The following is a 25,000-nucleotide window of genomic DNA, read 5'->3' as shown; positions in this document are numbered from 1 at the left end:
TAGAAGCATAAAGAGTAGAAGGGCAGAGAGCATAAGGGAAGAGCGTGGTTTTACGGCTTCCGAATAGGAATGCGAAGGGGAGAGATGGATTTATTTAGCTATCAGGCAGAGAAAAATCAAGAGAAAATGGCGCCACTTTCCGTGCGGATGCGTCCCGGAAATTTGGAAGAGTTTGTCGGTCAGGAGCACATTATCGGGGAAAATAAATTGCTTTCCCGCTTAATTCGTGCAGACCAGCTACAATCTCTCCTTTTTTTCGGTCCGCCGGGAACGGGAAAAACCTCCCTTGCAAAGCTCATTGCAAACCATACGAAGGCGGAATTTATCCAAATCAATGCTACAACCGCCGGAAAAAAGGATATGGAAGAAGCGGTGAGTCGCGCAAAGGAGAATCTGGGAGGGTACGGCAGAAAAACCATACTTTTTGTGGACGAGATTCATCGCTTTAATAAAGCGCAGCAGGATTATTTGCTCCCCTTTGTGGAAGAGGGAACAGTGATTCTCATTGGAGCGACAACCGAGAATCCTTATTTTGAGGTGAATTCCGCCTTGCTTTCCCGCTCCCGCCTTTTTGAACTAAAACCTTTATCGAAGGAGGCTTTGTCGCGTCTTACGGATGAGGCCTTGTCGGATAAGAAGAGGGGACTCGGGAATTTTCGGACGATCCTTTCGGAGGAAGGGAAGGAATTTTTACTGGAAAATGCTTTGGGTGATGCCAGAGTGCTTTTAAACACGCTGGAGCTTGCCGTTCTCAGTACGAATCCCGATTCCGACGGCGTTATCCGCCTTAGTAAAGAAAATATCGGCGAATGTTTGCAAAAGAAGCTTCTTCGCTATGATGACAGTTCGGAGCACTACGATACGATTTCCGCCTTTATTAAATCCATGCGGGGAAGCGATCCCGATGCTACGGTGTATTATCTTGCGAAAATGCTCGAATCCGGAGAGGACATTCGCTTTATAGCAAGAAGAATTATGATTTGCGCTTCGGAGGATGTGGGAAATGCGGACCCGCAGGCACTTGTTCTTGCCGTGAGTGCTTCTCTTGCGGTGGAGCGGGTGGGAATGCCGGAGGCACAGATTATTCTTACCCAGGCGGCCTGCTATGTTGCGACGGCAAAGAAGTCCAATGCCGCGGTGAAGGCGATTTTTGCGGCCAATGAGGTAGTTAGAAAGAGGGGGAATTTGGAAATTCCTTCTTACCTTAGAGATGCGCATTACAGCGGGCATGAAAAGCTCGGAAGGGGAATAGGCTATAAATATCCTCATGACTATCCGGGACATTTCGTTGAACAGCAATATTTGCCTGCGGAAATTAAAGATTACCGTTTTTATGAGGAAGACTTTAAGAAATAATACAGAAAAAGGCAAATTTATTTTATAGAGTTCATGTTAGGATAGGGTATACAGCAATAGAGGAGGAATGGATATGAAGAAGACGACGATATGGTTTTGCCTGGCAGGGCTGATGCTTTTTGCTACGGCATGCGGAAAGAAAGCGGAAGATACAAAGAATACAACACAAGCGGTTCAGGAAGAACCAAGCTCCGAGGCTTTGACGGAGAACAGTTTAAGTGCTACCGTGCAGAAGCTTGAAAACGGAAAACTGACTGTAGAAACCGGCGACGGAAAGGTGATGAACTTCGATGTGACCGGTGCCACTCTGGATAAGAACTGGGAGTTGATGCCCGGAGATGAGATAGAAATCGGCTATGAGGGTACAGAACCGCAGGACGGAATGAAGGTGAAAAAAGTCACGGTTTCCGTTCCCTATGAGTTCACAGTGGAAGATTTTAATGATGAACAGAATTTCTACGGAGAGATTACCGCGGTAACGGATACCAGCCTTTCCGTAAAGGAAATCCCCGACTTCCGTGCAGCAGCTTTGGAGGGAGAGAATACGGAAGGAAAGAAGTACGGTGATACCGTCACCTTCCAAAGGGCAAGCTTTGAGACCGATTTGACGAAGGACGGATTAAAAGTAGGATCGGAAATCAGTGTTTACTATCTTGGGGATTTAAACAACAATCCTCTTGCCTTCTATACGATTACGGAAGACAGTCTGGATGACGAAGCAGCGGATACCTTAAGGGTTAAGGGAACAATCGAGACCATAGATGGGGATATCTTTACCTTAAAGGGAGACGATACACATTCCTTCCGCTTTACAACGAATGGAAATGACGAACTTTTAAAAGAGGCGGAAGCCAATAAGGGGAAAACGGTAGAGGTAAGCTACAGCACCTCTCTGAAGGCCAGAGCTTCTCTTGCGGAAGCAATTAAAGTGGTAGAGTAAGATTTTTGTCCTATAATCGGGACTTAAAAAAGGAGGCAGCGAACAATCTCGCTGTCTCCTTTTTTGTTCAGAACCAATCTTGCTTGCAAATTGCAGGGCTTTCCATCTTGGACAAGAAAAGAACCCTCGCTTTTACAATGCACTATGTCACATCACTGTCATACATGATGGTAAAGGGCCCGTCATTCACAAGGCTTACCTTCATATCGGCCCCGAATTGTCCGTGCGCTGTCGGAATGCCTGCTTCTTCCGCTTTCTGTAGAAAATATTCATAGAGGGCATTTGCATGTGCAGGGTCTCCGGCCTGAATAAAGCTCGGACGATTTCCTTTTCTGGTATCCGCATAGAGCGTGAACTGGCTTACGATAAGGAGTGAGCCGGAGATGTCTCTTATGGAAAGATTGGTCTTTCCGTTTTCATCCTCGAAGAGGCGGGCATCCAGAATTTTTTTCAGCATCTTATCGGCTACGGCTTCCGTATCCTGATTATTGACACCCAAAAGAATGAGATATCCTCTCTCGATACGCCCCAAACTTTCGCCTGAAACGGAAACCGAGGCGGAAAGAACTCTTTGTACTAAACAACGCATAATCTACTCCTTACTTAAACTGACGGATTGTTTCATTATATTGAAAACCGATGCTTTCCAGCTGTTCTTTTAGGGACTCTATAGAGATGTCCTCTTCCTTGCAGAACTCTTCCAAGTCGGTAAATTCATCTCGGAGCTTCGTGTTCACAAAGCTGAGGAGAATCATGGGGTCTTTGGGCAGACTCATTTTATTTCTTCTTCCTTTCCTGTTTTTTGGCCATGTCATCTACGATTTTTTCAATCAACTGTTTCTTCAAATAGACATCAAAGGCCAGTAAGCTCAGGGTACAAAATTTTTGCAAGTCCTGTCGTTCCTCTTCGGGTAGGTTTTCAAAAAGGGGATCCTTTTCCGAGAAGGAGTTTTTGGCCTTTTCAAAGCTTTCCTCCACATCCGCCATGACATTTTGCATCTCTATATTGGCAAAGGAAAAGATCTCCTCATAAATGTCCTTCAGCTGCGGGCTTTTTGTGCTGTAAAAGTAATTTTCATTTAAAGGACGAAGGATGGTTTCGATATCGGAAAGACTCAGCATGCTTTTGTAGTAATAAATAAAAAGTAAGATTAGCATGTGATTCTTGTTGTAGCGTTTCCGTACAGGCGGAGGAAGAATTTTGTTTTTGGCATAATTATTAATCATGGTTTTGGTGAGCGCTTTATCTTCTTTGTGGCGCCGCATGGAGGAGAGGTGTTCATCCATAAAACCGGTGACCTGATCCATGTAGAGCTCTAAAGAAGGAAGGGCATTTCCGTGCACATGATGTAAATTACGTAAGTATTCTATTAACTCCTTTAATAATTTTTCGTCCATGCAAAAAGTATAGCATAGAAAAATACCTTAACAAGGGAAAAACAGCCGAACAAGAGAAAAACAGCTTAACAAGGAGAAGAACAGCATCATAAGACATAAGAGAAAAACGGGGAGTGGGAGAAAAGAAGACTAGAGGAAAAAAGCAAGTTTTAGGAGAGATGAACTTTGAACGGTTTTGCAAAAGAACTAAAAATGGTACAATACCGAGGCAGTACTATTCCAAACGAGATATCGCACGCTACACGAGCGATACTCGTTAAAAATAAGTGCGAAGCGGAATCGTGGATACTTGATTGCGTTTCCGCGAGGAAAGGGGATTTCATGGATTTAGAGGCCATTTTAAATAAAGAACAGGCAGAGGCGGTACGCCATACGGAAGGACCTCTTTTGGTTTTAGCCGGTGCGGGGTCCGGAAAAACCAGGGTTTTAACGCATAGGATTGCGTACCTGATTGAGGAGAAAGGGGTATTTCCCTCTCATATTTTAGCCATTACTTTTACCAATAAAGCCGCCAAGGAAATGCAGGAGCGTGTAGCAAAGCTCCTTCCTTTAGAGAGCGGCGGAGTTTGGGTGTCCACCTTTCACAGCATGTGTCTAAGGATTTTAAGAAGAGACATTTCCCTTCTCGGTTACGGAACGGATTTTTCCATCTATGATACGGATGACCAGCGTACCCTTATGCGTCAGATTCTAAAAGAGAGAAAAATTGATTCGAAAACGCTTCGGGAAAGGGCGGTGCTGTCTCAGATTTCTCAGACGAAAAACAGAGGGGGCAATGCAGAGGACTATCGGAAGGCAAGTGAAGGAGATTATATCAGTAAGCTGATTTATGATTGCTTCACTCTTTATGAGGAGAAGATGAAAAAGAACAATGCCTTGGATTTCGACGATCTTCTCTTAAAGACCCTGGAGTTGTTTCAGGATTTTCCGGAAGTGCTTTCCCGGTATCAGGAGCGCTTCCGCTACATCTTGGTAGATGAGTATCAGGACACCAATGATGTACAGTTCCGCCTGATTTATGCACTTGCGAAAAAGTATCAGAACATCTGCGTTGTGGGGGATGATGATCAGAGCATTTACCGTTTCCGTGGAGCAAATTTGGAAAATATCCTTTCCTTTGAGTCCCAATTCCCCTCCTGCCATACTGTAAAGTTGGAGCAGAATTATCGTTCCACCGCGCCGATTCTCGATTTGGCCAATGCGGTCATTGCGGAAAATCCCCGTCGTAAAGAAAAGAAACTCTGGACAGAGAAAAAAGAAGGAAAAAAGGTTGTATTCAGGGAGTATGAGAGCGGAGAAGAAGAGGCCAGAGAGGTTGTGAAAACCATACGGGGGAAAGGACTCTTGTACAAGAATTTTGCGATTCTTTACAGAACCAATGCGCAGTCTCGTCTTTTTGAGGAACAATGTATCAATTGGAACATTCCCTATCAGATTGTGGGAGGGGTTAATTTCTATCAGCGTAAAGAGATAAAGGACATTCTTGCCTTTATGAAACTGATGGTTAATACCAAAGATGATGTGGCATTTCGGCGTGTCATCAATGTTCCGAAAAGGGGGATTGGAGATGCAAGTCTTGCCAAACTGGAGGATTACGGAGTAAATTTGGGCGGTTTTTCCCTGATGGAATCTCTTCCTTTTGCAAAGGCTGCAGGACTTTCCGGAAAGGCCTTATCCGAAATCCAGAAATTTGAGGAAATGGTGGAAGGCTGGAAAGAAGAAGCGCTGGATACACTTATTGAACGAATTTTGAAGGATACGGCCTATGAAGCGGATTTACAGTCCGAAGGAGCCATTGAGGCGGAAAGCCGAATGGAAAATATTCATGAGTTGGAGGGCAAGCTTTTTTCTTATATTCGGGAAAATGGAGAAGAGGCAAGTCTTTCCGCCTTCCTGGAAGAAGTTTCTCTTCTTTCGGACTTGGACAGAAGCGATTTAACGGAAGATAAAATCACAATGATGACACTGCACGGTGCCAAAGGACTGGAATTTCCCGTTGTATTTCTAGTCGGTTTAAGCGACGGACTCTTCCCGAGTTCCATGAGCTTTGGAAATGAAGAGGAAATGGAAGAGGAAAGACGTCTTTGCTATGTGGGAATTACGCGTGCCGAGGAAGAGCTTTATCTCAGTTCAGCCAGAAGAAGAATGGTAAACGGACAGAGCCAGTACTTCAAAATCAGTCGTTTTTTCGAGGAGCTTTCGGATGAATTGATGGAGAAGAATCTACTTTTTACCCCGAAGCGTTCGGAAGAGGAGCTCTTTATGGAGGAAAGCGGACGTTCTTACTATAACAGCTACTTAAACAACGCCCGGTCTTCCATTCTCACCTACCAGGGAAGGAGCGGCGGAGGTTTTTCCGGAGGAAACAGCTACGGAGAAAAAAGAGCGGGAGAGAAGAAAAATGTTTTCGGCAGCTTGGACAGCTTAAAGCAGTCGGGGCTCCTGCAGAAAGGCTTTGCATCCGCCGGAAAAGAAAAACCGGATTATAAAGAGGGAGACCGTGTGTCACACATGAAGTTTGGAGAGGGTACGGTACTTAGCCTGGAGGAAGATAAGAAGGATTATCTTGTCACGGTTCTTTTCGATAAGGCAGGACAAAAGAAAATGATGGCAGGCTTTGCCAAACTACAGAAGCTGTAAAAGAAAAGAGGGGGAGACCCCTCTTTTTGGAACAAAGTAAATTAGATCCTATAAACCATATCTTCCCAGGTTTCACCGCCCCATACGGACGACGAAGTGCCGATATGCTCAAAGCCCATATCTTCATAAAAAGGAATGTAATGAGCATGGCAGGTGAGAAAAACTTTTTCCGTGCCGCGTTCTTCTTCTCTTTTCAGATAACGCTCCATAATTTTGGAAGCAATCCCTTTTCCTCGATATTCGGGAAGGACTTCCAAACTCAGGAGATAACAATGCTTAGCGCCTTTTTCGTGTAGAGAAGCGTCAGTAAAGAATTTATCCAGGAAACAATCGGAAGAAGAGTGAATCCCGCTTAAGTAACCGGCAATTTTTCCGTTCACTTGGTCAAAAGCAATTAAATAATCCTCCGTGGCCTTTTCTACCCGATCTTTAACATCCTCGAAACTGTTTGCTTCATTTTTAGGGAAACAAATTTTTTCCATTTCCCAGAGTACCTTTACGTCATCTGTTTCCGCTGTACGAAACAGATAACGGCCATCCGTATACATAGAACCCTCCTTATTTGCTTTTTCTATAGCATAGCAAAGAAGCAAGAGAAAAGGCAAGTCTGGGAAAGCACGGAGAGAAGAATAAGCGGGACTTACCGCTGTTTTCGGCGCTTCCTAAGGACTTGCCATGTTGTTTCTTCCTATATTTTGTGCTAAACTCTGTTTCGTTATCTTAATGGGAAAGAAAGGCGTTTTGCAGCGGTACTTTTGCATTGCAACAGGCGCTTTGCGGTTTCCCATTTTTCATCCAGTGTGTTCGAGACCTTCCACACTTAAAACAAAACTAAAGGAGAAAAAATGCATTTTCAAGACAAGAGAACTAAGATGATGACGGAGGCTGCCATAATCGCAGCAGTTTATGTGGCGTTGGTGCTGCTCTTTAAGCCAATCAGTTTTGGAGCAATACAATTTCGTATTGCGGAGGCGCTTTGCATTCTGCCTTTTTTCAGTTTTTCCGCAGTACCCGGTTTAGCTCTGGGCTGTCTTCTCGGAAACTTCTTTTCGGGAGCGGCTATGCCGGATGTGATTTTCGGAACTTTGGCAACTCTTTTGGCGGCGATTTTAAGCTATAAGCTTAGAAATGTGAGCAAATGGCTGGTTTGTATTCCGCCTATTTTGGCAAATGCCATCATTGTTCCCTTTGTATTACAGTATGCATACGGTGTACCGGATGCGTATTATTTCTTATTTGCCACGGTGGGAGCGGGAGAGGTTCTGGCTGTGGGGATTTTGGGAAATATTTTACTTTTGGCGTTGGAGAGCAGAAGAGAAGTTATTTTCAGGACACAGTAGAGGATTCCGCTTTGAGTTCGGTCCGAGGATTTCCAATCGATGGAATTTACAGAAGGAAATTTTACTATTTTTACTATTCCTAGAGGGATTTCCTTTTTAACAGGAGGGCATATGTACGATATTCATTTTGATCGACCCATATGGGTGCATTTTATCGGGATTGGAGGAATCTCCATGAGCGGTCTTGCGGAAATATTGCATGACCGCGGTTTTACCGTGAGCGGATCGGATATGAAGGCTTCTCCTTTAACGGAACATCTAAAGTCCTTGGGAATTCAAGTTTCCGTGCCGCAGAGCCCGGATAATGTAAAAAGCGGAATAGAGCTGTGCATTTATACTGCCGCAATTGCAGAAAGTAATCCCGAATTGCAAGAGGTAAAACGGCAGGGTATTCCCACAATGAGTCGTGCAGAGCTTCTGGGCAGAATCATGAAAAACTACAAGGAAGCCATCAATGTTTCCGGGACACACGGAAAGACGACGACAACCTCGATGATTGGCGAGATTCTGCTGGAAGCCCAAATGGATCCGACTATTACGGTGGGGGGAATGATGAAGGATATCGGAGGAAACCTGAGGGTGGGAAAATCCGACGTATTTCTGGCGGAAGCCTGCGAATACACCAATTCTTTCCTTTCTTTCTTTCCGACGATAGAGGTTGTTTTGAATGTTGAGGCAGACCACCTGGATTTCTTCAAGGATATCAATGAAATTCGGCAGTCTTTCCGAAAGTTTATTGAAAAGCTGCCGGAGAACGGAATCCTGGTTTTCAATAAGGATATTCCGCATTCCGAGTATTTTCTGGAAAATCTTCCCGGAAGAAAAATTATCACTTTCGGACACAGTAATGCGGATTATACGGCAAACTTCATTTCTTATGACCACTTTGCCCATCCCACGTATACCCTTTTTGAAAGAGGAGAGGATAGGGGACAAGTGACTCTTGGAGTGACGGGAGAACATAATATCTATAATTCTCTTTCTGCCATTGCGGTTGCCAGAGCAATCGGCATTCCGTTGGAAACGATAAAAGACGCGTTGGCTTCTTTTGGAGGGACGGATCGTCGATTCCAGAGAAAGGGAACGTTGAACGGCTTTACGATTATCGATGATTATGCACATCATCCGCAGGAAATAGCCGCCACCATAGCTACCGCAAAGAAATATGTGCATAAGAGACTCTGGGTGGTTTTTCAGCCTCATACCTATTCCCGAACATTGGCATTGATGGATGATTTTGCGGGGGCTCTCTCCCAGGCGGATGAAATCATATTGGCGGACATTTATGCAGCACGAGAAAAAAATACGGTGGGAGTCAGTTCCGATGATCTTAGAAAGTTGATGTTGTCACAAAATACCAATGTTTACTATATTCCGGACTTTCCGTCCATTGAGGAATTCATTCTTTCCCATGTCAAGGAGGGGGATCTCTTGATTACGATGGGAGCGGGAGATATTGTGAATGTGGGAGACCACCTGCTGAGCCTTCCGGGAGCGGAAAAGGCGGAAGACTGGAGAAGCTGAGCGAGAAAAAGGGAGCAAAACAATGGGAGCTTTGCAAAAGTACAAGGGGAAAATTTTAAATTATCTGCAGATTATTGTGGGCTGTTTTATTACAGCTTTTGCGGTGAACAGCATTTTGATACCGAATAAGCTTTCCACCAGCGGGGTAACCGGAATTTCCCAGATGGTTCAAAGTTTTACCGGCATTAACTACAGTTATATTTACTACTTCTTCAGCATTACCATCCTGATTCTGGCATTTTTCTGCCTGAAGCGGGAAGAGTTTATGAAGATTATCTTTGTATCCTTCCTTTACCCGACACTTCTGGTTTTAACAAGAATGTTTCACTTTGTATTCGTACAGGGAGAAATGTTTCTCGTTTGTATTTATTTTTCTCTATTTTACGGTTTTGGTTCCGGACTGGTCCTTCGTGCGGGAGTAACCTTCGGCGGAACGGATACCGTTGCGCGGATTCTGAATCGGAAAATTTTTAAGAATGTTGCATTGAGCCGTATTATGTTGATTTTAGACGGCAGCATCCTGATTTCTTTGGGCTTTGTATTCGGTAAGAATGTGGCACTCTATGCTTTGGTTAACCATGTGATTTGCATTTATATTATGGATTACATGCTTTTCGGTTTTCGTCAAAAGTTATACAAGGCACAGATTATTCCTTACGACAATGCAGACAGCGAAGAAATTGCAAAGTATATCCTGGGAATCGGAAGAGGGGTGACCATTCATAAGGTGGTGGGGGCGTATACACACTCTGATAAGACGATGCTTTCCTCCATTGTGTCTCCGAGACAGTCTGCCTTGATTCGTTCTTTCCTTGCTGAACATTATCCCAAAAGCTTTATGGAAGTATCCCCTATCGTGACTGTTTACGGAATTGGAGAACGTTTTATCCGGATTCAGGGGGAGGATTAAAGATAAATCTTCTTTTCCCGCAAGAAAAATCGCTTTTATTCCGATATAAATCTACATACAGAGAAATAATACAACGATTTTCGCTATTCTTTCCGATGAGACAAGCAAGCTACTATAGCTGATAAGAGAAACAAAAGCCGGAAAAATTTCCGGAGTTTAGGCTATAGGAGAAAATGGAAATGGGACGGGCTGAGTTACAGGGAAAGGAACGGGAACAGTATAACTGGAAGAGTAAAAAGCTGGATTATACTCTTGTTGGAAAACAGATCAAAAAATACAGAATTTTAAAAAATTTGCGGCAGAAGGATTTGGCGGAATTGGTCTTTGCTACAACCAATACCATTTCTCGTATAGAGATAGGCAATACAGGCTGCAGTTTGGAACTTCTTCTGGCTATTTCCGATGTCTTGGAAGTGAGTCCGGATGCGCTCTTATTCGGAAACTTTAATCCTCTTTACAGCCGTTTTTATCCCTACTTTTGGCAAATGAAGGAAGCTATATTTCGAAAGGTGGAAGAGTCTTTGCAGGAGGGCTTCCGGGAGATGGAGCAGAAAGAAGCTCTTTTTTCTGTAGAGAAAGATTTTCATGATTGGATAGCGCGAATCGGTCAAATGGAAAAAGTGGCGGAAAGACCTGATGCGGAAGAACTTTTCGGAGGAAATACTCCTTCGGAAGAGGAAGACCCGGGGAAAGAGGGCGAGTATGACGATGCGGAGAATTCTTATTTTTATTCTTCTTTAGAGGCTATCTCTAAGAGCGGTGTGCCGAAAGTTGAAAATGGAAAAGAAGGAAACGAATCGGATAAGACGCAGGAATGGAAGGCTGCTATTGGCGGAAGAAAGAAGAAAAGCAGCTGGCTTCTCGATGAGTGGACAAAGGAAACAAGGAAGAAAAGAGAAGAGGAAGAGCGTGCCAGAAGAAGCGGCATCCGGGAAGAAATAAGAAAAGAAAGGGAGAGAATCCGCCGGCTGGAAGAGGAGACGGCGGAAGCCAAGGCGAAACTTGCGGAAAAAGAAAGGCGAGAAGAGTCCTTTTCCTATGCTGCGGACAGCTTTCTCTTTCCTAAAAAAGAACTCGCAGAATCCGGAAAGATGGAGCAGGAAGAGGGACGGAAGCTTAAAAAAGAAAAGGCGGAAAAAGTGCAGCAAAGAATACGCCTGAAAAAAACGGAAGAGTAGGAATCGGCAATTTCTTGCGCTTTTTAAGAAAAAGCACTATAATTACAGGACACTCTACTAGGGAGTGTCCTTTTTGTTGTTTAAAAAGAGTGAGAAACGGAGCGATAGAGTAGGATTATATTTTGCCATTTCGGACGGTATATTTTTCAAAACAATAAAAGTAAAAGAGCAAAATCAAAAGAACAAAAACAGTTGAGGTCTAATATGGATGAAGTATTCATCATGCGGGGAGGAAAAGCTCTTCGCGGAGAAGTGGTTATAGGAGGAGCAAAGAATGCGGCGCTCGGGATAGTGGCCGGCGCTTTGCTTACGGAAGATAGGGTTACCATTGAGAACCTACCCGATGTGCGGGACGTAAATGTTATGCTGGAAGCGCTGAAGGAGATTGGTGCGGATGTGCAAAGAATCGATGCACACACTGTTGCCATTGAAGCTAAAAACCTGCATATCCATAGCATTGATGACGAATATATCCGAAAGATACGCGCTTCTTATTATTTTATCGGCGCGCTACTCGGGAAATACCATGAGGCGACAGTCCCTCTTCCGGGGGGATGCGCTATCGGACAGCGCCCCATAGACCAACATTTAAAGGGATTTAGAGCACTTGGCACTAAGGCCGAGATTGAAAACGGCTATTTGGTGGCAAAGGCGGAGGACGGGCTTATCGGAAGTCATATTTATCTGGATGTGGTTTCTGTAGGGGCAACGATTAATATCATGCTTGCCGCTGCGTTGGCGGAGGGCTTAACCATAGTGGAAAATGTGGCGAAAGAACCGCATATTGTAGACGTGGCAAACTTTTTAAACAGCATGGGGGCCAATATCCGCGGTGCCGGAACGGATACAATTCGAATCAAAGGGGTTCGAAGACTGCACGGTACGACTTATGCCGTCATTCCGGACCAGATTGAAGCCGGAACCTTTATGTGCGCGGCGGCCATTACCAGGGGAGATGTGCTGGTTAAGAATGTCATTCCGAAGCATATGGAATCCATTTCCGCGAAGCTTCTGGAAATGGGAAATACGATTATTGAATATGATGAAAGCATTCGGGTTATCGGGAAATTGGAGCAGCAGTCTACCGATGTAAAGACCCTGCCCTATCCGGGTTTTCCGACCGATATGCAGCCGCAGATTTCCGCTACATTGGCCTTGGCGAAGGGAAATGCGGTTGTTACGGAGTCTATCTTTGAAAATCGCTTTAAATATGTCGACGAATTAACCCGTATGGGAGCAACCATCAAGGTAGAAGGAAATGTCTCCGTTATCGAAGGACAAAAGAGCCTCTCCGGCGCTTCGGTAAATGCTTTGGATCTTCGCGCGGGAGCGGCTCTTGTTCTTGCGGGACTTGCTGCGCAGGGTATCACGGTAGTCCACGACATCGGCTATATTCAAAGAGGCTATGAACACTTTGAAGAAAAATTGCAGGGTCTTGGAGCGGACATTTGCCTTGCGGAAAATGAAAAAGACCAGAAGAAATTCAGACTGCAGGTTGTTTAAAAATTCATTCTGCCTGATAGCAGTTTGCGTACTCCAGGAAATAAGCCACACCGTATTTTAATACAGACTCTTCAATCTGGAAGTAGGGACTATGCTGAGGAGAGCGTAAGGCCTCCTCTTCTTTTCCTACCCCCAAAATCAAGAAGGCTTTCGGATTCTCATACTTTGCGAAATCTTCTCCGCCGGTAATAAAGGGAAGAGTTTGGATTTTTTCCTTGGGAAATACATGCTTAAGAGCCTTTTGCCCGGTGAGTACCGCTTCTTCGTCATTTATGGTGACGGGCGGTCCTGGAAAATACTGCACCTTAATTTCCGCTCTGGTTTCCAAAGCAATACCATCCGCAATTCTTTTCAAGATGCGCGGATATTCTTCCCGCATATGGGGGTCGGAAGCGCGGCAGGTACCTTTTAAGAGGGCGGATTCGGGAATGATGTTAAAATTGCTGGGCGCTTCAAAGGCCGTCACACTGATTACGGAGGGGCGCACGGAGGAAAGCTCTCTGGCTTTTACTCTCTCCAAAGCCTGACAGAAGGAGACGCCGACGCTGATAGGATCAATTCCGTGCTCGGGATGTGCCGCATGAGTGCCCTTTCCCCTGATTTCTACGGAGAAGGTATCAGCAGAAGCCATTACGGGACCTACGGGAAGAGAAGCAATACCCGGCGCGAAAGCCGTAAAAACATGCAGTCCAATCATGCGATCACATTCTTTTACGGCGGGAAGATCCTTTAAATAGCCTGCGCCGCTATCAGCGATAAATTCCTCCGCAGGTTGGAAAACAAAGTGGAAGTCCAAAGAAAACTCTTCCTTATGCCGATTTGCCAAAATGGCAGTGGCCAGGAGAATGGCAGTATGCGCATCGTGCCCGCAGGCATGCATCACGCCGTCATTTTCGGAAATATAGGAACAGGAATTTTTTTCCTGAAGGGGGAGTGCATCAATATCCGCCCGAATTCCGAGAATCTTTTTCTTCTTATCCCCATTGCCGGCTGCTTTCGTTCCGGAAACAAAGGCAATGACCGCTGTTTTATATGGAGTGAGGGTACGAATCCCCTCCTGCTCTAAAATCTCAATTATTTTCTTTTGTGTATTCCATTCTTCCCAGGAAACTTCAGGATGTGCATGGAAATACCTGCGCATACGAATTAATTCCTCTTCGAATTCTGTGGCTAAAGCCAAACTGTTCATCCTTACACTCCTTTTTATGAAAATTATAGACCGGCGTCCTTCATGGCTGAGAGGAAACTGTCCTTTGACCTTGTGGCAATCAGTTCTTCCGGAAAATGAATTTCGCTGAGGAGCTTTTTCACCTTGTCCAGTTGGCCGATACGAAGAGCAAAATGGGCATCACTGGAAACGGAAATAGGAACCGATAACTCTGCACAGCGTACGGCAATGGCGCGACAACGGTCAATGCAGTGATTTCCGCTGTCCATGGAATGCTCATTAATCTCAATGAGTTTATGGGCCTCCTTTGCGGCAAGCAGTACCGGATCAATTTCAAAGGGCAGACCGGAGCGTCCAATGTGTCCGAGAATCAATACTTTTTTATTTCGTAGAGCTTCCAGATAAAGCTTAGTGCACTCCAAGGGAGTTGCGGAATCGGCGAAGCTGTGCTTATGGACCGAAGCAATCACGTAATCCATTTTCCTTGTTACTCTCTCATAAAGAGAAAGCGTTTTTTTGTCGTTGTAAAAATCACCGTCGATATTTTTGGCAATAGGAATGTCGTATCCGAAAAGATGACCGTCCAAATCTACAATATCAACTTCACACCCTTGCAGAAGACGTACGCCGTCAATTTCTTTGGGCCAGGTGTGGCTGACACAAAGATACTGGTAGTGACGGATATTTTCATATTCCGGATAGAGCATGGAAGAAAAGTGATCCGTGGATCCGAGCAACTCCAGGCCGGCTTCCTTAGCTGCATGAACATTTTCCAAAATTGTGGAATAAGCATGCCTGGAGTATAAAGTATGTGTATGAACATCGCATCGTAATTGCATAAAAAACCTCTCTTTATTATAAGTCTAGGATGAGTTCTACAGGACAGTGGTCGGAGCCCATAACTTCCGTATGGATGGAGGCGGAGTGCAGCTTTTTCTCAAGCTGTTTGGAAACGACGAAGTAGTCAATTCTCCAACCTACATTTCGCTCCCTCGCCTTTGTACGGTAGCTCCACCAGCTGTATTCTTCTTTTTCCGGATAAAAATAGCGGAAGGAATCAAGGTAGCCGTTATCCAGTACGCGGGAGAATTTTGCCCTCTCTTCGTCGGAGAAGCCGGCACTTAAGTGGTTTGTATCCGGATTCTTCAAGTCAATTTCTTCATGCGCAACATTTAAGTCTCCGCAGTAAACGACGGGCTTTTTCTTTTCCAAATTTAAAATATAGTTTAAAAAAGCATCTTCAAACTCCATTCTGTACGGGAGCCGCTTTAATTCCCCCTGGGAGTTTGGAACATAAACCGTGATCAGATAAAAATCCTTAAATTCCGCGGTAATAACGCGTCCCTCCTGGTCATGCTCTTCTACACCTATACCGTAGCTTACGGAAAGAGGCTCTTCTTTTGTAAATATAGCAGTTCCGGAATATCCCTTTTTCACCGCATAGTTCCAATATTGAAAATAGCCCGGCAAATCCAGCTCGATTTGTCCTGCCTGTAACTTGGTTTCTTGCAGGCAGAAAATGTCGGCATCGAGCTTCCGGAAGTCTTCCATAAAATTTTTACCCATTACCGCACGCAAGCCGTTTACATTCCATGAAATCAGTTTTTTCATTATAATCCTTTCTATAAACACAGTCGTTTAAGGAAATCCTATTTTATGTCGAAAGGAATACTATAGTTAATAAACTATTCCTTATCAGTAACTTTGGCTTATCTTATATCGAAACAACAGATTAGGCAAGACGGAGACAGGACAGGATTGAATCAAGAGTCGCATCTGTTCAAATTAAAGTGATACAGCTATACTGAAGAATGAAAGGGAATGAGATGCTGTATTGGAAAAAGAATAGGGAAAGGATGGAGAAATGGCATCAAAAACACTGGAAGAAGTAGCGGAGTATATTAAGAAAATACGCTTTAAAAAGGGATTTTTCGGATTGAAACCGACCTCGGTATGGAAAAAATTGGAGGACTTGGACGCAGAGTACCGCTCCGTTTTTTATGTGCAGGAAGTATCCTATGAAGCAAGAATAAAGGAAAAAGAAGAGAAGATTGCCGAGCTGGAGAAGAGACTCTCTGAACTGAAATCCCCTACTTCGGAGGGAACGGAAAATGGCTAAGAAAGAAAAAGGGAAAAAGGCCGTTCTTCCTCTGGATGTCATTCGGAAAAGAAGAGGATATTACAGACAAGTCTCGGATATTTCCTCTTTCCTGACACATCTGGCACTGATGGCCGCCTTGGTGTATATTATGTTCTTCGTGATTTTCGGAATTGCACCGATGAAAAATGATGACATGAAGCCGAAGCTCAGTGCAGGAGACCTTATGCTGTATTACCGACTGGAAAATAAAATATTTCCTTCCGATGTTCTGGTCTATCAGGTAGAGGGGAAACAGTATGTAGGGCGAGTAATCGGTCAACCCGGAGATGTCATAGAGATTCCTGAAGAAGGCGGACTGAAGATTAACGGGAATACCCAAGTAGAGGACAGCATATTTTTTGAAACCAAACCCTATGAAAATGAAACGGTAAAATACCCGATTACTTTGGGGACGGATGAATATTTCCTAATGGCGGATATGCGTTCCGGAGCTAAGGATAGCCGCGCTTTCGGCGCAATCCATAAAAAGCAGATTAAGGGAAAGGTCATTACGATTTTAAGGAGATCCTCTCTATAAGGAAGTTACGGAAAATTTTAACTTTCCAAGACCTGAATAAACAGAATAAGGAATATGCAGGCTCTGTATTAGTAGGGCTACTTAAACCGTGAAAAAGAGAGAAGACATTTACGTCTAATAAACTCTCTTTTTTTCGGTTTTTTTTGTGCAAAATAAATACTTATTTTTTTGAAAAATTTTGCGATAATATATTTGTAATTAATAATTCTCATAAAATCAAGAAACAAACCAAGTTGTAAGAGGGGGCCGGAGGGAACCGCCCCCTCAGAAAAAGAAAGCTCCGGGAAGTATAGGGAGAGTAAGGGAGTAGTTTATGAAATTGCAGTATGTTGGAGATAGTTTTCGGGATGGTCTTACAGACGGAAAGTTCTATGAAGGAAAGGCCATCAATATGTTTTGTATTGCTTTAATCGATGATTCGGGGATAGAAAAGATTTATTCCAGACTGAATCCGGGCCCTTTTGCAGGCAAAGTTTCAGGTCGCTGGGAAATTGCATAGAAGAAAATAACAGAAGATTTAAAAATTGTGTATAGAAGCAGATATTTTATATTTCTTCCTTGAAGAACGTTCGCATTCTGGGTATACTACTGATGAATGTGAAAGCAAAAGGAGGAAGTATGGCAGAGAGAGAGAATACTGTTTGGGGGGAGATCCGAGTACAGCTCTCGGATGTGCAGAATTTTTTGCTTAATGGACAATATAAAGAAGCTGTTATTTTAGATAAAGAAATTTTAACTCTGTTGGTCAGAATGCAGATTGATCAAGCCCTTATGGTATCCAGTAGTTTGGAAGGGGACATCAATCAGCTTTTTGAGGGCGGAGTTATTTCTGCACAGGCGCGAGATACCTATCATGGAATTCGTGCTTTCGGTGAGCTTGCCGAACTCGGGAATGAAACCTCCGCACAGGATGCCAACGACTCTTTCTCCATGCTTCGAGATGCGCTTTCCTCTTATGTAGATGAGAACCAGGAGGGGAGAAGAGAAGAGAGCACCGCTCCGAGAGTCAATCCGAACTCTTACGGAGAAGAGGCTCCTCGTCTTCGTACAGACGGATATAGTGAAAGAAGGGTAAGCAGCACTATCGCACAAGAAGAGGATGACGGCGGTTTAGGGATTCCGATTCGAAGAAACAACGGAAGAACCGCGAAGGCGTCTTCCGCTTCCGGAAGAACTGTGGCAGGGCAGAGAAGCGGCAACGTAAAGCGAAGAGTGAGCGGGCGGAGCGGAAGTGTACAAAGAAAGGGAAGAAAGACTGCCGGTCAGGAAATTGATTTATACAACATTTTAAAGATTGCTTTACCGGTTGCCATTTTACTGGTTGTTGTTCTCATTATCCGCATGATTGCCTTTCCGAAGAGAAAGACTCCGGTAATGACAACAGCTGCTGTGAGCACTACGGCGGAAACTGCGGAAAGCATCGAAACGGAGAGCAGCACGGAGGAAAGTACGGAAGCGGCAAAGCGCTACTTTGTTACTACGGGAGTCAGAGTGAGAACGAAGCCGAGTACTACGGATTCGGAGGTACTTACGGTTTTGGAAGCCGGAACGGAAGTGGATTTCAAATCGGATTACAATGATGAGTGGATTAGCATTAACTATAATGGGCAGGAAGCCTATGTTGCGAAACAGTATGTGCGCAGTGAAACAGTAGAGACAACAGCGGCGTCCACAACGAAGTCGAATACGGAACAGAGTTCAAGCAGCGCAAGTAACAGAGATGGATCTACGACTTTGACGGTTGCACCGTAAGGACTTAAATAAAGAATAAAGAATGTCATGCTTTCTTAAATTGAAGAGGGAGTTGTGAAAGAGAGATTTACTTGAATGCCGTGAATTTCCTTTTTCATAACTCCTTTTATTAAATTTTTATACTTTAATAAAAATGCTTTGCATTACGAAAGAATGAGCCTATAATGTCAAAAGTAATTTTAGAGCAGGAAGGGGGAAGAAAATGGAAAAGCTTGCACGGTCTCTCTTGGAGGAGTTAAATGTGGAGACCGCCTTTACGATACCGCTTTTCGGGGGGATTCCCGTATCAGAGTCGGTTTTCGTGACTTGGATTGTGATGGCAATCCTGATTTTGGCTGCCTTTCTTTTAGGGAGAAATCTGCGCGTTCGAAATCCGGGAAGAAGACAACAGATTGCGGAATTGATTGTGACAAAGCTGGATGCGTTTACAAAAGGGACTCTCGGAGAGGAAGCGACGGAGTACAGCACGTATATGGCATCCGTTTTACTCTTTATCGGTTTTGTGAATTTGACCGGTATTTTCGGCATGAAACCGCCCACAAAAGACTTAAATATTCCGGCAGCTCTTGCCGTGATGAGTATCGTTTTAGTGGAAGCGGCCGGAATCAGGGCTTTTGGGCTTGGGGGATGGATGAAACGTTTTGCAAAGCCTATGGCAATCCTTACGCCTATCAATATTTTGGAAATTTTTATCCGACCGCTTTCCCTATGCATGCGTTTATTCGGAAATGTCTTGGGCGCATTTGTTATTATGGAACTGGTAACCTTGGTGGTTCCCGTGGGAGTTCCCGCTATTTTGTCTTTGTATTTTGATGTTTTTGACGGATTGATACAGGCCTATGTCTTTGTGTTCTTGACTTCGCTTTATATTGCGGAAGCTGTGGAGTAAGGGGAAAAAAGGATATACCGGGGCAATCCGGGTTAAGGGCAAATTGTAGAGAAAAAGCAATAAAGTAAGAAGATAGAATAAAAAGAATTTTAAGAGTTAAGTAGTGTGTTTCAAAGAGAAAGAAACAGAGTAGGTCGCAAAGGCGACAGAAGAGGAGTGTGAATTATGACAGCAATCGGAGCAGCAATTGCAGCATTGGCATGTATCGGAGCAGGTTTATCCATCGGTCTCGCAACCGGAAAGGCTACAGAGGCGGTAGCAAGGCAGCCGGAGGCCAGTTCCAAGATTATGACCATTTTACTTTTGGGATGTGCCCTCGCAGAGGCAACGGCAATCTACGGATTCGTTATCGGCTTAATGATTATTCTCTTCTTAAAGTAAACTTCGGAGGAAATTGCTAAGCTAAGGAGGAAGAGGATGCTAAGCCTTGATTTAAGAACTTTTATTTTTACCGTGATTAACGTTCTTGTGCTGGTGTTTTTTCTGTATCGCTTTTTGTTTAAGCCGGTTCGGGAAATTCTTGCAGCTAGACAGAATGAGTTGGATAACTCCTATAGAGAAGCGGAAGAAGCAAATCAGAAGGCCAACGCCTTAAAGAAGCAGTATGAAGATACCATGGCGCAGGTTGACGCGGAACGCCAGGAAAAGCTCGAGAAGACCAGATTGCAGGCAACGAGCGAGTATGATGAAATTATAGGAAATGCCAGAGAAAAGGCGACGAAGATTATTGCCGATGCAAAGATAGAGGCACAGAGGCAGGCAGAGCAAAAGCAGCACGAGATGGAAGAGGAAGTGGCTATGCTTGTGGCTAAGGCTGCCTATAAGATTGCGGCGAGCAAGGATTCCGTGGAGAATAACCAGAAGCTTTACGACACTTTCCTAGAGGATGCAGAGAAGAAAGGGTAAAGGATTATGCTGCAAAAAGTCAGTGATTATGCACAACAGCTTTATAAAATGCATGTTCCCAACAGTGAAATCGAGGAAACCAGTCGCATTTTTGAAGTTTTACCGGAAACAGCGTCTCAGTTGTCTGACCCAACTGTTCCCTTGGAAAATAGACTAGCCATAATCGACAGTATTTTTCCTACTGAAGTAAGAGATATTTTAAAAGTTTTATGCCAGAACGGCTTGTTAAGCTCCTGGATGGATATTGCCGATGAGTATCAAAGAGTTTCCGAAGAGGAAGCCACAAAGTTAAGAGTTCGTCTGCGTTATGTAACTAAACCGGAGGAAGAGCAGTTAAAGCGAATCCGGACTTTTGTCTATAATAAATACCATACACGCAATATTGAAATGAGGCTCGAAGAGGACGCTTCCTTAGGTGGAGGCTTTATTCTTGAGGTGGGAAATGACCAGTACGACTGGAGTACCAAGGGCAGAAGACAACAGTTTCTTGATGAAGTAATGAGTAAGCGCCTCGGCGGAAGCAGTCAGGATATCGTGAGTATCCTGCAAAGCTCGGTAGACGATTTCGACCTGAAGGCGGAAAAGAAGGAAATCGGTTTTGTCAGTTCCGTAGGAGACGGCATTGTGGTCATCAACGGACTGGACCACGCCATGTATGGAGAGGTTGTTGTATTTGACAACGGTGTCCGAGGTATGGTGCAAAATATAGAAAGAAACCGTATCGGTGTCATCCTCTTTGGAGATGAAGAGGGAATCGTGGAAGGCAGTCGTGCCGTTCGTACTAATAAAATGGCGGGGATTCCTGTGGGGGATGCCTTCCTTGGCAGAGTAGTGGATGCTTTAGGAAATCCGATTGACGGTGAGGGAGAAATTGTTACCAGAGACTACCGTCCGATTGAGCAGCCAGCTCCGGGAATCATTGACAGAAAAACGGTCAATGTTCCTTTGCAGACCGGTATTTTGGCGATTGACTCCATGTTCCCTATCGGTAGAGGACAGAGAGAGTTAATTATCGGAGACAGACAGACCGGAAAGACCTCTATTGCGATGGATACCATTTTAAATCAAAAGGGGAAAAACTGCCTTTGTATTTATGTGGCTATCGGACAGAAGGAGTCCACCATTGCGGCGCTTGTTGAAAACTTAAAGAAGCATGAGGCCATGAGCTATACCTGCGTCCTTGCGGCGACAGCGGCCGATCCGGCGCCAATTCAGTATATCGCGCCCTATGCGGCAACCTCCCTTGCGGAGTACTTTATGTACGAGGGGAAGGATGTGCTCATTGTTTATGATGACTTAAGTAAGCATGCGGTAGCTTACCGTGCGCTTTCCCTTCTTTTGGGAAGAGCCCCCGGTCGTGAAGCCTATCCCGGCGATGTATTTTATCTGCACTCTCGTCTGTTAGAGCGCTCCTGCCGCCTTTCCGACGAGCTTGGCGGAGGAAGTATCACCGCTTTACCGATTATTGAGACGCAGGACGGCGATGTATCCGCTTATATCCCGACCAATGTCATCTCCATTACGGACGGACAGATTTTCCTGGAGAGTAACCTCTTTTTTGAGGGACAGCGTCCTGCGGTCAATGTAGGACTTTCCGTTTCCCGTGTAGGCGGTGCGGCACAGACGAAGGCCATGAAGAAGGCGGCCGGATCGCTTCGTATCGATTTGGCGCAGTATAGGGAGATGGCGGTATTTACCCAGTTCTCCTCCGACCTCGATGAGAGTACAAAGACACAGCTTACGCAGGGAGCAATTCTCATGGAGCTCTTAAAGCAACCCCTTGGAAGACCGCTTTCTTTAGGTGAGCAGGTGGTAACTCTTGTTCTGGCTCTTCATAAAGAGTTTTTGGATGTAGATAAGAAAGAGGTTAAGAGTTTACAGAATCGGATTCTTCAATATTTTGAAGAGAAAGAACCGGAGATTTTACGAAATATTGAGATTTCCGGAATGCTTGCAGACGACCTTGTAGAGCAGATTATTTCCGTTTACCATGACTTCCGGAAGAAAGAGGCGGAAGAACAATCATAAAGGAGGCATATTTTGCCTACAACAAGAGAACTAAGAGACCGAATCGGCAGCATTGATAATACGATGAAAATTACCAATGCGATGTATCTGATATCCAGTACGAAGATGCGTAAGGCGAAGGCGGAGCTGGCCCAGACGGAGCCATACTTCTACACTCTGCAGTCGATGATTGCGCGTGTTATGCGACATTTGCCCGAAGACTATACCCACCCCTTTCTGGATTCCAGAGAGGGGACAGCTGAGGGAGAAGGCAAGGTTGCTATCATCTGTGTTACGGCGGATAAGGGTCTTGCCGGTGCCTATAATCACAATGTCATTAAAGAGACGGAGGAGCTTTTAAAGCAATATAAAAATACTCGACTTTTCGTTGTCGGCGAGATGGGGCGAAGTTATTTTCATACAAGACGGATAGCGATTGATGAGACCTTTCGCTACACGGCACAGAACCCGACGCTCCATAGAGCGAGAGTCATTACCAGAAGGATGCTGGAGCTTTTTCAGAATAGAGAAATTGATGAGCTTCATATTGCTTATACCAGGATGAAGAGTTCTTTAGAGATGGAAAGTCTTGAGGAGCAGCTTCTGCCCTTGGACAAGTTGCACCCGGTTTTCGTAAAAGTGCCGATTACGGCAAATTATGAGGCCTTTCGCATTTTCCCAAATCCGGATGCGCTGATGGAAAATATCATTCCGGACTACTTAAACGGCTATATCTACAGTGCTCTCGTGGAGTCTTTCTGCGCAGAGCAACATGCAAGAATGACTGCAATGGATTCAGCGAATCGAAATGGAAATGAACTAAAGCAGAAGCTTCGTATTCAGTACAACCGTGTGCGTCAGGCACAGATTACGCAGGAAATCACGGAAATTGCTGCAGGAGCCAAGGCACAAAGGGCTGCAAAGGCGAGGAAAAAATAGGAAGAGAGGAGAAGGGTAGATGCAAACAGGGAAAATCGTACAGGTTATGGGTCCTGTTGTGGATGTGGAATTTATGGAAAATCCGCTTCCTACCATTAAGACGGCTCTCACGGTGGATAACCACGGAGTGAAGTCGACCATGGAAGTGGCAGACCATTTAGGAGACAATACGGTTCGCTGTATCATGTTATCCCCCAGTGAGGGCTTGGAAAGAGATATGGAAGTGCAGTCCACGGGAAGAGGAATTGCCGTTCCGGTAGGAGAGGAAACTCTCGGAAGACTCTTTAATGTATTGGGAGAGACCATTGACAGAAAAGACCCGATTACTACCGAGGAAAGATGGGAAATTCACAGAAAACCGCCTGCCTTTACCGAGCAAAGCCCGGTGCAGGAGGTCTTGGAGACCGGAATCAAGGTCATTGACTTAATTGCCCCCTATGCGAAGGGCGGAAAGGTCGGCTTATTCGGCGGTGCCGGTGTAGGAAAGACGGTCCTGATTCAGGAACTGATTCGAAATGTCGCAACAGAGCATGGCGGATATTCCATTTTTACCGGTGTGGGAGAACGTTCTCGTGAGGGAAACGACCTCTATAACGAGATGACGGAGTCCGGCGTTATCAAGAACACGGCGCTTGTCTTCGGGCAGATGAACGAGTCTCCTGGTGCCAGAATGAGAGTGGCGGAGACGGGGCTTACCATGGCGGAGTATTTCCGGGATGTACAGCATAAGGATGTGCTGCTCTTTATAGATAATATCTTCCGTTTTGTGCAGGCGGGTTCAGAAGTTTCCTCCCTCCTCGGAAGAATGCCTTCTGCAGTAGGCTATCAGCCGACCCTTGCCTCCGAAATGGGACAGCTGCAGGAGCGTATTGCGTCCACGAAGGCCGGTTCCGTAACCTCCGTACAGGCAGTTTATGTGCCTGCGGATGATCTTACCGACCCGGCACCGGCGACGACCTTCGCGCACCTTGATGCTACAACCGTGCTTTCCCGTAAGATTGTGGAGCAGGGTATTTATCCGGCGGTAGATCCGCTGGAGTCTTCTTCCCGTATTTTGGAAGAAGATATCGTGGGAAAAGAGCATTACGAGACGGCGCAAAGCGTGCTGCAGATTTTACAGAAATACAAGGAATTACAGGACATTATCGCAATTCTCGGTATGGAAGAGCTTTCCGAGGAAGATAAGCTTCTCGTGTATCGCGCTCGAAAGATTCGTAACTTCCTTTCTCAGCCCTTCTTCGTGGGAGAGCAGTTTACTGGTGTTGCCGGTCGATATGTTCCTCTGAAAGAAACGATTGAAGGTTTTAAGGCCATTATTGACGGAGAAATGGATCAGGTTCCGGAGCTTGCTTTCTTCAATGTCGGGAATCTTGATGATGTGAAGAAGAAGGCGGAAAGCTTAAAGAACTAAAGGAGTTCCGTATGATGCGAGGAAATGAAGGCTTGTTCAGTGCAAAGGTTATTGCAACGAACAAGGTCTACTATGACGATAAACTTCGGTATCTGAATGTCCGCACACTGGACGGACAGATTGGCTTTATGGCGCACCATGCCCCCATCGTCGTTGCGGTGGAAATCGGGGTTTTGGATGCGCAGAAGCCGGATGGATCCTGGGTACATGTTGAGGTCGGGAAAGGTATTTTGCAATTCGCCAATAACCGTTTAACGCTTCTTGTGGATACTCTGGAGACCAAGGAGGAGATGGATATTCGAAGAGCCGAGGAGGCGAAGGAAAGAGCCGAAGAAGAGCTTCGACAGAAGCAAAGCTATATGGAATATAAGAAATCACAGGCCGCACTTGCAAGAGCCTTGGGAAGACTGGAATTTTACAAGAAGACCTATTTATAAAGGAGAAAATATGCTTAGTCCGAA

The 25,000-nt window shown here is 44.9% G+C and carries 26 protein-coding genes; 19 read left to right on the top strand and 7 right to left on the bottom strand.

Annotated elements, in window-relative coordinates; all coding sequences use genetic code 11:
* Positions 1–84: 84 nt before the first annotated feature.
* Together HMPREF9624_RS10545 and HMPREF9624_RS10540 are read left to right on the top strand one after the other, a co-directional pair.
* Positions 85–1,356 (top strand): replication-associated recombination protein A, encoded by a 1,272-nt coding sequence (locus tag HMPREF9624_RS10545; RefSeq protein WP_009537737.1) that lies wholly within the window; start codon positions 85–87, stop codon positions 1,354–1,356.
* Positions 1,357–1,429: 73 nt separating this feature from the next.
* A complete protein-coding gene (locus HMPREF9624_RS10540) occupies positions 1,430–2,296 on the top strand; it encodes a hypothetical protein (protein WP_009537736.1) in 867 nt (288 codons plus the stop codon).
* A gap of 142 nt (positions 2,297–2,438) precedes the next feature.
* On the opposite strand, the gene dtd is transcribed toward HMPREF9624_RS10540, so the two are convergent.
* The 3 genes from dtd to HMPREF9624_RS10530 are packed head-to-tail and all read right to left on the bottom strand — an operon-like array spanning position 2,439 to position 3,694.
* Complete coding sequence (gene dtd / locus HMPREF9624_RS10535) at positions 2,439–2,885, bottom strand: D-aminoacyl-tRNA deacylase (RefSeq protein WP_009537735.1); 447 nt, start codon at positions 2,883–2,885, stop codon at positions 2,439–2,441.
* Between the two features lie 10 nt (positions 2,886–2,895).
* On the bottom strand, positions 2,896–3,072 hold the full coding sequence (locus HMPREF9624_RS11670) for a DUF4250 domain-containing protein (RefSeq protein ID WP_009537734.1): 177 nt from the start codon (positions 3,070–3,072) through the stop codon (positions 2,896–2,898).
* 1 nt (position 3,073) lies between these two features.
* Positions 3,074–3,694 (bottom strand): DUF1836 domain-containing protein, encoded by a 621-nt coding sequence (locus tag HMPREF9624_RS10530; RefSeq protein ID WP_009537733.1) that lies wholly within the window; start codon positions 3,692–3,694, stop codon positions 3,074–3,076.
* A gap of 321 nt (positions 3,695–4,015) precedes the next feature.
* Here HMPREF9624_RS10530 and HMPREF9624_RS10525 point away from each other — a divergent pair, with 321 nt between their 5' ends.
* On the top strand, positions 4,016–6,334 hold the full coding sequence (locus tag HMPREF9624_RS10525) for an ATP-dependent helicase (protein WP_036595106.1): 2,319 nt from the start codon (positions 4,016–4,018) through the stop codon (positions 6,332–6,334).
* Positions 6,335–6,375: 41 nt separating this feature from the next.
* Here HMPREF9624_RS10525 and HMPREF9624_RS10520 read toward each other — a convergent pair whose 3' ends face one another.
* Complete coding sequence (locus tag HMPREF9624_RS10520) at positions 6,376–6,882, bottom strand: GNAT family N-acetyltransferase (protein ID WP_009537731.1); 507 nt, start codon at positions 6,880–6,882, stop codon at positions 6,376–6,378.
* Positions 6,883–7,179: 297 nt separating this feature from the next.
* On the opposite strand from HMPREF9624_RS10520, the gene HMPREF9624_RS10515 reads away from it, so the two are divergent.
* The 5 genes from HMPREF9624_RS10515 (at position 7,180) to HMPREF9624_RS10495 (ending at position 12,789) form a co-directional block, all read left to right on the top strand.
* The gene (locus HMPREF9624_RS10515; protein WP_009537730.1) at positions 7,180–7,674 is read left to right on the top strand and encodes a QueT transporter family protein; all 495 of its coding nucleotides are present in this window, start codon (positions 7,180–7,182) and stop codon (positions 7,672–7,674) included.
* A 111-nt stretch (positions 7,675–7,785) separates the two neighbouring features.
* Positions 7,786–9,198 carry a UDP-N-acetylmuramate--L-alanine ligase gene (gene murC / locus HMPREF9624_RS10510; RefSeq protein WP_009537729.1) on the top strand — a complete coding sequence of 471 codons (1,413 nt, stop codon included), beginning with the start codon at positions 7,786–7,788 and terminating at the stop codon, positions 9,196–9,198.
* Between the two features lie 22 nt (positions 9,199–9,220).
* Positions 9,221–10,108 carry a YitT family protein gene (locus HMPREF9624_RS10505; RefSeq protein WP_009537728.1) on the top strand — a complete coding sequence of 296 codons (888 nt, stop codon included), beginning with the start codon at positions 9,221–9,223 and terminating at the stop codon, positions 10,106–10,108.
* 179 nt (positions 10,109–10,287) lie between these two features.
* A complete protein-coding gene (locus HMPREF9624_RS10500) occupies positions 10,288–11,286 on the top strand; it encodes a helix-turn-helix domain-containing protein (protein ID WP_009537727.1) in 999 nt (332 codons plus the stop codon).
* A gap of 204 nt (positions 11,287–11,490) precedes the next feature.
* Positions 11,491–12,789 (top strand): UDP-N-acetylglucosamine 1-carboxyvinyltransferase, encoded by a 1,299-nt coding sequence (locus HMPREF9624_RS10495; protein ID WP_009427986.1) that lies wholly within the window; start codon positions 11,491–11,493, stop codon positions 12,787–12,789.
* 4 nt (positions 12,790–12,793) lie between these two features.
* On the opposite strand, the gene HMPREF9624_RS10490 is transcribed toward HMPREF9624_RS10495, so the two are convergent.
* Genes HMPREF9624_RS10490 through xth form a run of 3 tightly spaced genes read right to left on the bottom strand, consistent with a single transcriptional unit; the run spans position 12,794 to position 15,568 of the window.
* Positions 12,794–13,978, bottom strand: coding sequence for a M20 metallopeptidase family protein (locus HMPREF9624_RS10490; protein WP_009537726.1), 1,185 nt, complete (start codon positions 13,976–13,978; stop codon positions 12,794–12,796).
* A 23-nt stretch (positions 13,979–14,001) separates the two neighbouring features.
* Complete coding sequence (locus HMPREF9624_RS10485) at positions 14,002–14,796, bottom strand: phosphatase (RefSeq protein ID WP_009537725.1); 795 nt, start codon at positions 14,794–14,796, stop codon at positions 14,002–14,004.
* 16 nt (positions 14,797–14,812) lie between these two features.
* The gene (gene xth, locus HMPREF9624_RS10480; RefSeq protein WP_009537724.1) at positions 14,813–15,568 is read right to left on the bottom strand and encodes an exodeoxyribonuclease III; all 756 of its coding nucleotides are present in this window, start codon (positions 15,566–15,568) and stop codon (positions 14,813–14,815) included.
* Between the two features lie 253 nt (positions 15,569–15,821).
* Between xth and HMPREF9624_RS10475 the strand changes: the two genes are divergently transcribed.
* The 11 genes from HMPREF9624_RS10475 to atpC all read left to right on the top strand — a co-directional run bounded on the left by HMPREF9624_RS10475 (position 15,822) and on the right by atpC (position 24,976).
* Positions 15,822–16,076, top strand: coding sequence for a hypothetical protein (locus HMPREF9624_RS10475; protein ID WP_009537723.1), 255 nt, complete (start codon positions 15,822–15,824; stop codon positions 16,074–16,076).
* On the top strand, positions 16,069–16,635 hold the full coding sequence (lepB, locus tag HMPREF9624_RS10470; RefSeq protein WP_009537722.1) for a signal peptidase I: 567 nt from the start codon (positions 16,069–16,071) through the stop codon (positions 16,633–16,635). Before HMPREF9624_RS10475 ends, lepB begins: the two co-directional genes overlap by 8 nt.
* A 313-nt stretch (positions 16,636–16,948) precedes the next feature.
* Positions 16,949–17,134: a hypothetical protein gene (locus HMPREF9624_RS10465; RefSeq protein WP_009428860.1), complete on the top strand. Its 186-nt coding sequence runs from the start codon at positions 16,949–16,951 to the stop codon at positions 17,132–17,134.
* A 119-nt stretch (positions 17,135–17,253) separates the two neighbouring features.
* Entirely contained in the window at positions 17,254–18,387 is a 1,134-nt protein-coding gene (locus tag HMPREF9624_RS10460; protein WP_009537721.1) for an SH3 domain-containing protein, read from the top strand.
* Positions 18,388–18,589: 202 nt separating this feature from the next.
* Positions 18,590–19,276 (top strand): F0F1 ATP synthase subunit A, encoded by a 687-nt coding sequence (locus tag HMPREF9624_RS10455; RefSeq protein ID WP_009427848.1) that lies wholly within the window; start codon positions 18,590–18,592, stop codon positions 19,274–19,276.
* A gap of 165 nt (positions 19,277–19,441) precedes the next feature.
* Positions 19,442–19,657 (top strand): ATP synthase F0 subunit C, encoded by a 216-nt coding sequence (gene atpE / locus HMPREF9624_RS10450; protein WP_009535206.1) that lies wholly within the window; start codon positions 19,442–19,444, stop codon positions 19,655–19,657.
* Between the two features lie 36 nt (positions 19,658–19,693).
* Positions 19,694–20,182, top strand: a complete 489-nt coding sequence (locus tag HMPREF9624_RS10445; RefSeq protein ID WP_009537720.1) for an ATP synthase F0 subunit B — start codon at positions 19,694–19,696, stop codon at positions 20,180–20,182.
* Positions 20,183–20,188: 6 nt separating this feature from the next.
* A complete protein-coding gene (gene atpA, locus HMPREF9624_RS10440; protein WP_009537719.1) occupies positions 20,189–22,210 on the top strand; it encodes a F0F1 ATP synthase subunit alpha in 2,022 nt (673 codons plus the stop codon).
* Positions 22,211–22,222: 12 nt separating this feature from the next.
* Positions 22,223–23,128: an ATP synthase F1 subunit gamma gene (gene atpG / locus HMPREF9624_RS10435; protein ID WP_009537718.1), complete on the top strand. Its 906-nt coding sequence runs from the start codon at positions 22,223–22,225 to the stop codon at positions 23,126–23,128.
* A gap of 19 nt (positions 23,129–23,147) precedes the next feature.
* On the top strand, positions 23,148–24,539 hold the full coding sequence (atpD, locus tag HMPREF9624_RS10430; RefSeq protein WP_009429180.1) for a F0F1 ATP synthase subunit beta: 1,392 nt from the start codon (positions 23,148–23,150) through the stop codon (positions 24,537–24,539).
* Positions 24,540–24,550: 11 nt separating this feature from the next.
* Positions 24,551–24,976, top strand: coding sequence for an ATP synthase F1 subunit epsilon (gene atpC / locus HMPREF9624_RS10425; protein WP_009428699.1), 426 nt, complete (start codon positions 24,551–24,553; stop codon positions 24,974–24,976).
* The last annotated feature ends 24 nt before the right edge of the window (positions 24,977–25,000 follow it).

This window comes from Oribacterium asaccharolyticum ACB7 (assembly GCF_000238075.1).
GTDB classification, from domain to species: domain Bacteria; phylum Bacillota; class Clostridia; order Lachnospirales; family Lachnospiraceae; genus Oribacterium; species Oribacterium asaccharolyticum.
The sequence above is the reverse complement of the archived record's forward strand: the minus strand, read 5'-3'. Positions and strand labels throughout refer to the sequence as shown.